Source organism: Acinetobacter sp. UBA3132 (genome assembly GCF_002364825.1).
GTDB lineage: Bacteria > Pseudomonadota > Gammaproteobacteria > Pseudomonadales > Moraxellaceae > Acinetobacter > Acinetobacter schindleri.
The window spans coordinates 1-7,941 of sequence record NZ_DEZM01000109.1 but is presented as its reverse complement, the minus strand read 5'-3'; the positions used below and the strand labels follow the sequence as shown (position 1 = coordinate 7,941).

Below are 7,941 nucleotides of genomic sequence, written 5' to 3'. Positions count from 1 at the left end.
AGTTTACCTGGTTCAAAAGAAGCGATTCTGACAGCGCCACCACTATAATCGCTTTTTCATAAAAAAACCCCTGTATTTCTAGGGGTTTTTCTAATTAACTGCATAGGTTTATCAAATTACTGGCATTTTGCCGATTTTATGACGCATTTGATCAACCTCAAGATTGCCACAGCTTGGACCGATTACCTTTATTATAACGTCCTACAGGATTTTGCGCTGCACGTTTACGGCGAATATCCTTAGGATTAATGATCAACGCACGGTAAATTTCTATACGATCCCCAGCATTCAAAAGCTGTGCATGATCCTGCAAGCGCACGCCAAATATTCCCAGATTCAAAGGTTCAGGCAATTCCACCTGATCGCGGATGCCGCTTGTAGCAATTGCATCCAGTGCAGTCATGCCCTGCTGAAACGGTACTGCAATATGAAACTGTTGCTCAGGGGCAGCATACGCCACCCAAATCAACGCTGACTGATTCATCAGAACCACTGCCCTAACACTGCAATAATGGCCACAACAATCGACACTGGTAATACCACCCGAACCGCAATACGCCAGATGTTATAGAACGCCTCTGAACTGAAATTCATTGATTTACGAAGATGACTGATCTTCATGATCCAACCAGCAAACAAGGCATAGATCAGGCTGATCACCAGCCCCCAAAGGATCAGCAGGTTATTAAATACTGGTGTGATATTTGGAATCAACCAGACCAGTGTTGCCACCGCCACAATTACCCATTGAATGATGACATTTATCTGACGCTGTTGCAGCTGTTCACGCGCCATCTGTAACATCAGTGCGGCAGCAGCTACAATTGCAGCGATCAAGGCAAATGCAGGTACTTCAGCTTTTACCGCGAAGAAACCAAAAGCAATTACCGCAACCAGTTGTGCAATCCAGATCGGTAATACAGTTTTGGTCGCTACATCCTGCTGTTTGACAGCAGCCAAACTAGACTGCCAGTACAACCCCATGCCTAAACCGCTGGCCACCAGTGCCAGTACCGTTGCGTTACCCCATTCAGAGAATTGTACCGGAGTTAGTTGCCATTCAGGCAGTGCTGTACCCATGACATTGGCAAGGACCAAGGATGCAATCACGCCTACAGTAGTAATTCCCATCAGAATTAGACGTGGAATTAAAGACAACAGCAAAGCCGCAATCGCCAATCCAGCCAGAATGACTGGTTGCTGCACTTCAAAATTGGCAATCGATACCACATTAGAGGCATGATTCAGCATTGCTCCCGCAAGAAATGGAATAAACACCACAGCCAGCCAACCGACAACACGCCAGCGCTGTGAACTGTCTGCCTCACGGGTCAAGCTCGACAATGCCTGTAATGCGGTGGTCTTGGAACGTTTCGCTAAAGCAATTTCCAGATAACAGACTGGAAGCGCCAGGATCAGCATTGTCGCTAACCACAACATCCAGAAATCAAGCTGACGATCAATCTGAATACCTGTTATTGGTGCGAGGGTCGCAATAATAAGAAAAGATAAACAAAAAGCCATCAGAGGCGATAACCATTTTGACATAGCATTGTCCTGCATGATGCATTCCTATAAAAATCTAGCGCTATTTTGCCTTGCATAGCGGTGAAAATCAAAAACAAAAAGCAAACCACCCGAAGATGATTTGCTGCGCAAAATGATCATTAGACTTTAATTTTTGTTATAGGGAAAAATTGCTTTATGAGAAGAAACGAGCGAACCAGTTTTTGCCCTTTTTCTTTTCTTTTTCTTTGATCAGGCCGACCATGTTTTCCTTCACCGCACCCACATAATCCGCATCATCATGTTGAATATGGTTGATCAGCCATTTAGATAATACTTCATGCAATTCAGCTTCAATCGAATGTCCCATTTCAAAACGGTCACGATACGACTCAATTTTCTTAATGAACAGATCATGCACACGTTTATGCGGTACACGATATTTATAACCCGCCTCTTCTTGAAGTGATTCTTCAAAAGTGAAATGCGATTGTGTGTAATCGATAATATTTTCTAGAATTTGCTTAACACGCGCACGATTGGTATTGACATCAATTTCGTCGATTTCATTAATGTAATCGAGAATTCGTTTATGCTGATCGTCAATCACATCGATACCAGTATTATATTCTGGAACCCATTTCATTTTCATTACGACCACCTATAAATATTGAGGATTTATCACATAACTTGAAGCATATAGGGTATTGATTTAAATAAAAATGAAGTGAATTAGTCGGCTTTAGTGGTGAAATTGTATTTTTATATTTAAGTATTTGTTATATATAATTAAAATTAATTTATTCTGAGCAAAAAGATCAGATATTAATTAACCAATAAGAGCTATAAGCTCTTATTAATCTTTGATTTTTACATGAAAATTAAACAAAAAAACAGTATTTTCACTGTCATTATTAGCTTCGAGATCAGTACTGATCTGCACGTGTCACCCGTTTGAGCGAAGGGTCCAGTTGCTCACGTTCCAGACGTTCTACGTGGGTCAGTTGAGAACGTACTTTTGCTCCATGCTGGAACAGAATCATTTCGCCGGGTTGGAAAGCCGTCCATTCCTCATTCTGTGTCAATGGTTCCGTGGTAATCACAGCGACACGGTCCTCGGGAGTGGTCACTTGGCTAAAATCGACTTCTACCTCAATATCAATGAGTTGTGCAGGCTTAAATGGATATTCACGCACCAGCCAATGTAGCTTGGTAATGGCATAGGTAAACAGCGCCTGACCATTGGACAAACAAAAATTAAAAGTACCATGCTCGGCGATGGATGGCGAAATCTCGGTCAGCATATCAAAGATCTGATCCTGTTTTGGCTCATGATAACCAAAGCGCTTTACCAACTGATCAAGCAGATAACAGAAAGCACGTTCACTGTCGGTATTACCGACTGGCGTAAAACGGCCTGAGAGCTCTGGAAAAAAATTATGCAGGTCACCATTATGCGCAAAGATCCACTGACGTCCCCACAACTCGCGACTAAAAGGATGCGAATTTTCCAGATTGATTTTACCCTGAGTCGCCTTACGGATATGTGCGATCACATTACGTGATTTGATTGGGTAATTGCGGATCAGCTCGGCAATCGGTGATTCAACCGCAGACTGGTTGTCGACAAACAGGCGACAAGCTTTATCTTCAAAGAAAGCAATCCCAAAACCATCGGCATGATCTGAAGTAATCCCTGCGCGCTGTGAAAAGCCTCGAAATGAAAAGGTAATATCTGTCGGTGTCGCACAATTCATTCCAAGCAGCTGGCACATAATCTTCATTCAGGTATCGGGGTGTTTATGCAGTTATTGTGCATGAGTCCTTGGGGCTTTTCAAATCTTGATCCATGCAATCTTTTGCGCTAAAAATGCTAAAGAATGATTTTTTATGCTTTATTTTAAGAAAAGATAAATCTGGTTCAAGCTGTTTTTTCAAGACAACAGGGTTCTGCTAAAAAAAATTATGATGATTTCAGAAGACAAGAGCTAAAAATAAAAGGCATAAAAAAGAGTCCCGATTGAGACTCTTTTTAATCATTAAATCATTTAAATTAATGATGGCCTGACTTTACACGGTTGGTAATCAATGTACCAACACCATGATCAGTAAAAATTTCTAGCAGGCTGGCATGCGGTACACGACCATCCACAATATGTGCACTGATGACACCACCTTTCACGGCATCGAGTGCACAACCCACTTTCGGAATCATTCCGCCATAGATCACACCTGTTTCAATCAGGCGATCAACTTCCTGAGTGGTCAGGCCAGTCAGCAGATTTTTATTTTCGTCTAGCACACCGCTAATATTGGTTAGCAGAATTAGTTTTTCTGCACCTAAGGCTTCAGCCACTTTACCTGCAACCAGATCGGCATTGATATTGTAAGTATTACCTTCCTCATCCACACCCAGCGGTGCAATCACAGGAATAAAATCGCTATTGGTAAACATTTCCAGTACATCAGTTTTGACACCAACTACTTCGCCTACCAGTCCTAAATCAATTTTTTGCACTGAACCATCTTCAGCAGTTTTTTCCATCAGCAGTTTTTGTGCACGAATCAGGTTACCGTCTTTACCGGTCAAACCAATGGCACGTCCACCATGTTTGTTAATCAGATTAACGATCGATTTGTTTACGCTTCCGCCAAGCACCATTTCAACGATTTCCATGGTTGCAGGATCAGTAACACGCATGCCATCAATACGTTCAGATTCACGGCCCAGCTGTTTCAGCATAGAATCGACTTGAGGACCGCCACCATGTACCACGATCGGATTCAGGCCTACAGTTTTCAGCAACACGATGTCACGAGCAAATGAACTCTCCAGCTCAGGATCAGTCATTGCGTTACCGCCATATTTCACCACAAGGGTTTTACCCGCAAAGCGTTGAATGTACGGCAAAGCTTCAGTCAGAATTTGTGCTTTGTCGATGCCTGTCTGTTGATTTGGCATTCGCCTCTCCTTATTGAGCATCTAAAATGTCCTGGGCGATCGCAGGATAGCGGTCACGTAACATCGAAACGAACAGGTGACGAATTTCATTCAGACGGCTCTGATTTTCCGCATCAAAACGCACTGTGAAGTATTCACCTGTATTGGATGCTCGAATGATGCCAAAACCATCATCAAAATCAAGACGTATACCGTCAATTTTACTAATTCGCGCGTTTAATTTACGTGATTGTGCTTCAACAAAGTTAAGCAATTCTAGTGGCTTAATCTGATGCGTCGAAATATACAGGTCTTCAGTGCCCGTACGTTTTGGATAACGTGCCAGTGCTTCTGCCAGTGTCTGCCCAGTTTGATCCAGGTATTCCATGACTCTGAGTGCCGCATAAACACCATCATCATAACCGCCGCCACGGCCATCATTGAAGACATAGTGTCCGGCATATTCACCACCAAAAATCGCCTGTCCTTGAGAATTCGCCAGATACTTCCGCAGGAAAGAACTTCCTGTGCGGATCATGACCGGCGTAGCACCCAGCGCTTGTACCGTATTACGAACCAGGGTAGAACATTTCACATCAAAAACGAATTCTTTATCAACTGTATCTTTCAGACAAATTTCCGCACATAGGCATAACAGCTGATCAGCCGTAATAACCTGCCCATCCGCGTCGATGAGTACCAGTCGATCACCATCACCATCCAGGGCAATTCCGAGGTCGGCTCTCGTCTCTAAAACTTTTGCTTTTAACAGCTGTAAATGAGCTTCCTGTGAGGGATCCGGCGCATGATCGGGAAAATGACCGTTCGCTTCAGTTCTTATTGTCGTTAGATCACAACCAAGCTTGTTCAATACCAGAGCCGCACAACGCCCCGCTGAACCATTCAGCCCATCCAGTACGACCCGATAACGGCGTTTCAGTTGAATATCATTGAGAATAGACTGCTGATATTTGAGGCAATATTCTGGAATAATCTCATGCTCAATCCAGTCTGCCTGTTGTAGCTGATCTGAATAATATTTTTGAGCTTCCTGCCCTACCGCCTGAATCATTTCAGGACATGGAGGCTGATTGTTAATCAACCACTTGATGCCATTATCTTCTCGTGGATTATGGCTTGCAGTAATCATGATACCGTTGCCATCAAATTCACGTGACGTGTAGTACAGCATCGGACTGGAACAGCAGCCAATAATGTGCGCTTCAATCGCATACAGGCTTAAGGTGCGCTGGATAATATGGGCATAGGTCGGACTGGATAGCCTTGCATCATAACCAATCGCGACACGTGTCTGTCCCGCAGACTGATACTGCTGGGCCAGGCCATGTGCAATGGCATTTACCATGCTGACATTGAGTAAACTGACCTTACCGCGAATGTCATAAGCACGAAAGATTTGCATGGGGAATGTATGATGCATAAATCCCATAGATCGTAATTTCACTGCTAAATAGGAGAATATAAGTTCAGAAATCAGGTGTCATCACCATGATGTGAAACTTTAGTTTTTGTTCTAGGACCCTGTACTTTTAGCTGATTTCAGATAAATAATCAATTTAAAAAATATAACGAATGGATAAATGCTAGCTGAAAAACGGGATAAATCTTATTCTATCAACCATTAAAAAAGCCCACATTTTATTGAATGTAGGCTTTTTGTATTAGTTCTTGCCAGTATGACCAAAGCCACCTACACCACGCTCAGTGGCTTCGAATTCATTCACAATATCGAATTGTGCTTGCACCACTGGGACGAGGACATACTGCGCCAGACGCTCACCTGGTTCCAGGCTAAATGCAGTCTGGCTACGATTCCATACCGAAACCATGAGTTCACCTTGGTAATCTGAATCGATCAGACCTACCAGATTACCCAATACGATACCATGTTTATGACCCAGGCCAGAACGTGGCAGGATCAGCCCCGCAAATGCAGGATCTTCAATATAAATAGCCAGACCAGTTTTCACGAGTACTGTTTGACCTGGTTCAATTACTGTAGTTTCGTTTACACATGCACGAAGGTCGAGTCCTGCAGAACCTGTAGTTGCATAATTTGGCATTGGCCATTCATTGCCAAGGCGTGCATCAAGGACTTTCACCTGTACTTTCATCATTTTATTCCTGTAGAAAAATACCAATAGATTAATTACTTAAATTTTAACGCTTAATCAGTGCACGTAAATTATCCAGATAATGCTGTGCCTGCTGTTTCGGATCAATATTGCCAGCCAGCTTTTTCTTGCGGCCTAACCATTCCAGTTCATCTTCTGGCAATTCATCCAGGAAGCGGCTTGGCGTCATCTGCTTCATCTGACCACCAGCCTTACGCTGCTCAGCCAAGGTAATGGTCAAGCCCTGACGCGCACGGGTAATGCCCACATACATCAGACGGCGTTCTTCCTCGACCGTTTCTGCCGCAATCGAGTTTTTGTGTGGCAGAATCTCTTCTTCCAGACCAATCAGATAAACATAAGGGAATTCCAGACCTTTAGATGCATGTAGCGTCAACAGATTCACCTTATCGGTATCTTCTGCTTCCTGCTGCTGTTCCAGCATATCCAGCAGCACCATCTTACGGATGACGCTTTCGATATTCTTTTCATCCACATCTTCAGCACGGTTAATCAGGCTCTGAATACTGCTATACAGTACTTCAATATTGTCGAGCTTGGTTTTTTCCTGTGCCGGAGTTGCAGCTGATTCCTTGATGTAGTCGATATAGCCGGCTTCTACCATCATCTGGCGGATAATCGGTACTGGCTCATCATCATCCAGCAGATTGCGGGTAAAGTTATTGATGAAGTCGGCAAACTCAGCCAGCTGAGTGGTGGCTTTCTTTGGCATTGCCATGGTCAGACGCTGGTCAGCTGCCGCGGCCAAAAGCGACAGATTGTTTTCTTGCGCAAACAGACCCAATTTTTCCAGCGTCACTGGTCCGATGGCACGTTTCGGTGTATTGATAATACGCAGGAAGGCACTGTCATCTTCTGGATTAATGATCAGACGCAGGTAACTCATGACATCTTTGATTTCGGCGCGCGCGAAGAAAGACTGACCACCAGAGAGTTTGTAAGGAATCTGCATCTGACGCAGCTGGGTTTCCAGAATACGTGCCTGGAAATTCCCACGGTACAAAATTGCGTAGTCTTTCCAGTTTTTACCATTCATCAGCTTGTGCGTGATGAGATCTTTGACTACGCGTTCGGCTTCATCATCATCATTACGGCAAGTGATGACACGAATCACTTCACCATGGCCTTTGTCTGACCAGAGTTTTTTATCGAAGATATGCGGGTTGTTGCCAATAACGGTATTCGCCGCTTTCAAAATACGGCTGGTCGAACGGTAGTTCTGTTCCAGCTTGATAACTTTCAGATTCGGGAAATCCTGCTGTAACAACGCCATGTTTTCCGGTTTAGCCCCACGCCAGGCATAGATCGACTGGTCATCATCCCCTACTGCAGTGAACT

The 7,941-nt window shown here is 43.8% G+C and carries 8 protein-coding genes; all 8 read right to left on the bottom strand.

Features of this window, described 5'->3' with window-relative positions; all coding sequences use genetic code 11:
- Positions 1-157: 157 nt before the first annotated feature.
- Positions 158-484: an RnfH family protein gene (locus tag B4033_RS05365; protein WP_004893334.1), complete on the bottom strand. Its 327-nt coding sequence runs from the start codon at positions 482-484 to the stop codon at positions 158-160.
- Positions 484-1,563, bottom strand: coding sequence for a hypothetical protein (locus B4033_RS05360; RefSeq protein WP_004893333.1), 1,080 nt, complete (start codon positions 1,561-1,563; stop codon positions 484-486). Before B4033_RS05360 ends, B4033_RS05365 begins: the two co-directional genes overlap by 1 nt.
- 139 nt (positions 1,564-1,702) lie before the next feature.
- Positions 1,703-2,158: a bacteriohemerythrin gene (locus tag B4033_RS05355; protein WP_262467533.1), complete on the bottom strand. Its 456-nt coding sequence runs from the start codon at positions 2,156-2,158 to the stop codon at positions 1,703-1,705.
- Between the two features lie 274 nt (positions 2,159-2,432).
- The gene (locus B4033_RS05350; protein WP_286832568.1) at positions 2,433-3,281 is read right to left on the bottom strand and encodes a class II glutamine amidotransferase; all 849 of its coding nucleotides are present in this window, start codon (positions 3,279-3,281) and stop codon (positions 2,433-2,435) included.
- A gap of 278 nt (positions 3,282-3,559) precedes the next feature.
- A complete protein-coding gene (gene argB, locus B4033_RS05345; protein ID WP_004811135.1) occupies positions 3,560-4,468 on the bottom strand; it encodes an acetylglutamate kinase in 909 nt (302 codons plus the stop codon).
- A gap of 10 nt (positions 4,469-4,478) precedes the next feature.
- On the bottom strand, positions 4,479-5,897 hold the full coding sequence (locus B4033_RS05340) for a phosphomannomutase/phosphoglucomutase (protein ID WP_286832557.1): 1,419 nt from the start codon (positions 5,895-5,897) through the stop codon (positions 4,479-4,481).
- 232 nt (positions 5,898-6,129) lie between these two features.
- Positions 6,130-6,582: a dUTP diphosphatase gene (dut, locus tag B4033_RS05335; RefSeq protein WP_034433911.1), complete on the bottom strand. Its 453-nt coding sequence runs from the start codon at positions 6,580-6,582 to the stop codon at positions 6,130-6,132.
- Positions 6,583-6,628: 46 nt separating this feature from the next.
- Positions 6,629-7,941 (bottom strand): 3'-5' exonuclease (locus B4033_RS05330; RefSeq protein WP_286832555.1); only part of this gene is annotated, 1,313 nt, incomplete at its 5' end.

What these genes read in the sequence shown, in the direction of transcription:
- B4033_RS05355 (WP_262467533.1), bottom strand. Translation starts at nt 2,158, where the DNA reads ATGAAAATGAAATGGGTTCCAGAATATAATACTGGTATCGATGTGATT.
- B4033_RS05360 (WP_004893333.1), bottom strand. Translation starts at nt 1,563, where the DNA reads ATGCAGGACAATGCTATGTCAAAATGGTTATCGCCTCTGATGGCTTTT.
- argB (WP_004811135.1), bottom strand. Translation starts at nt 4,468, where the DNA reads ATGCCAAATCAACAGACAGGCATCGACAAAGCACAAATTCTGACTGAA.
- B4033_RS05340 (WP_286832557.1), bottom strand. Translation starts at nt 5,897, where the DNA reads ATGGGATTTATGCATCATACATTCCCCATGCAAATCTTTCGTGCTTAT.
- B4033_RS05350 (WP_286832568.1), bottom strand. Translation starts at nt 3,281, where the DNA reads ATGTGCCAGCTGCTTGGAATGAATTGTGCGACACCGACAGATATTACC.
- B4033_RS05365 (WP_004893334.1), bottom strand. Translation starts at nt 484, where the DNA reads ATGAATCAGTCAGCGTTGATTTGGGTGGCGTATGCTGCCCCTGAGCAA.
- dut (WP_034433911.1), bottom strand. Translation starts at nt 6,582, where the DNA reads ATGAAAGTACAGGTGAAAGTCCTTGATGCACGCCTTGGCAATGAATGG.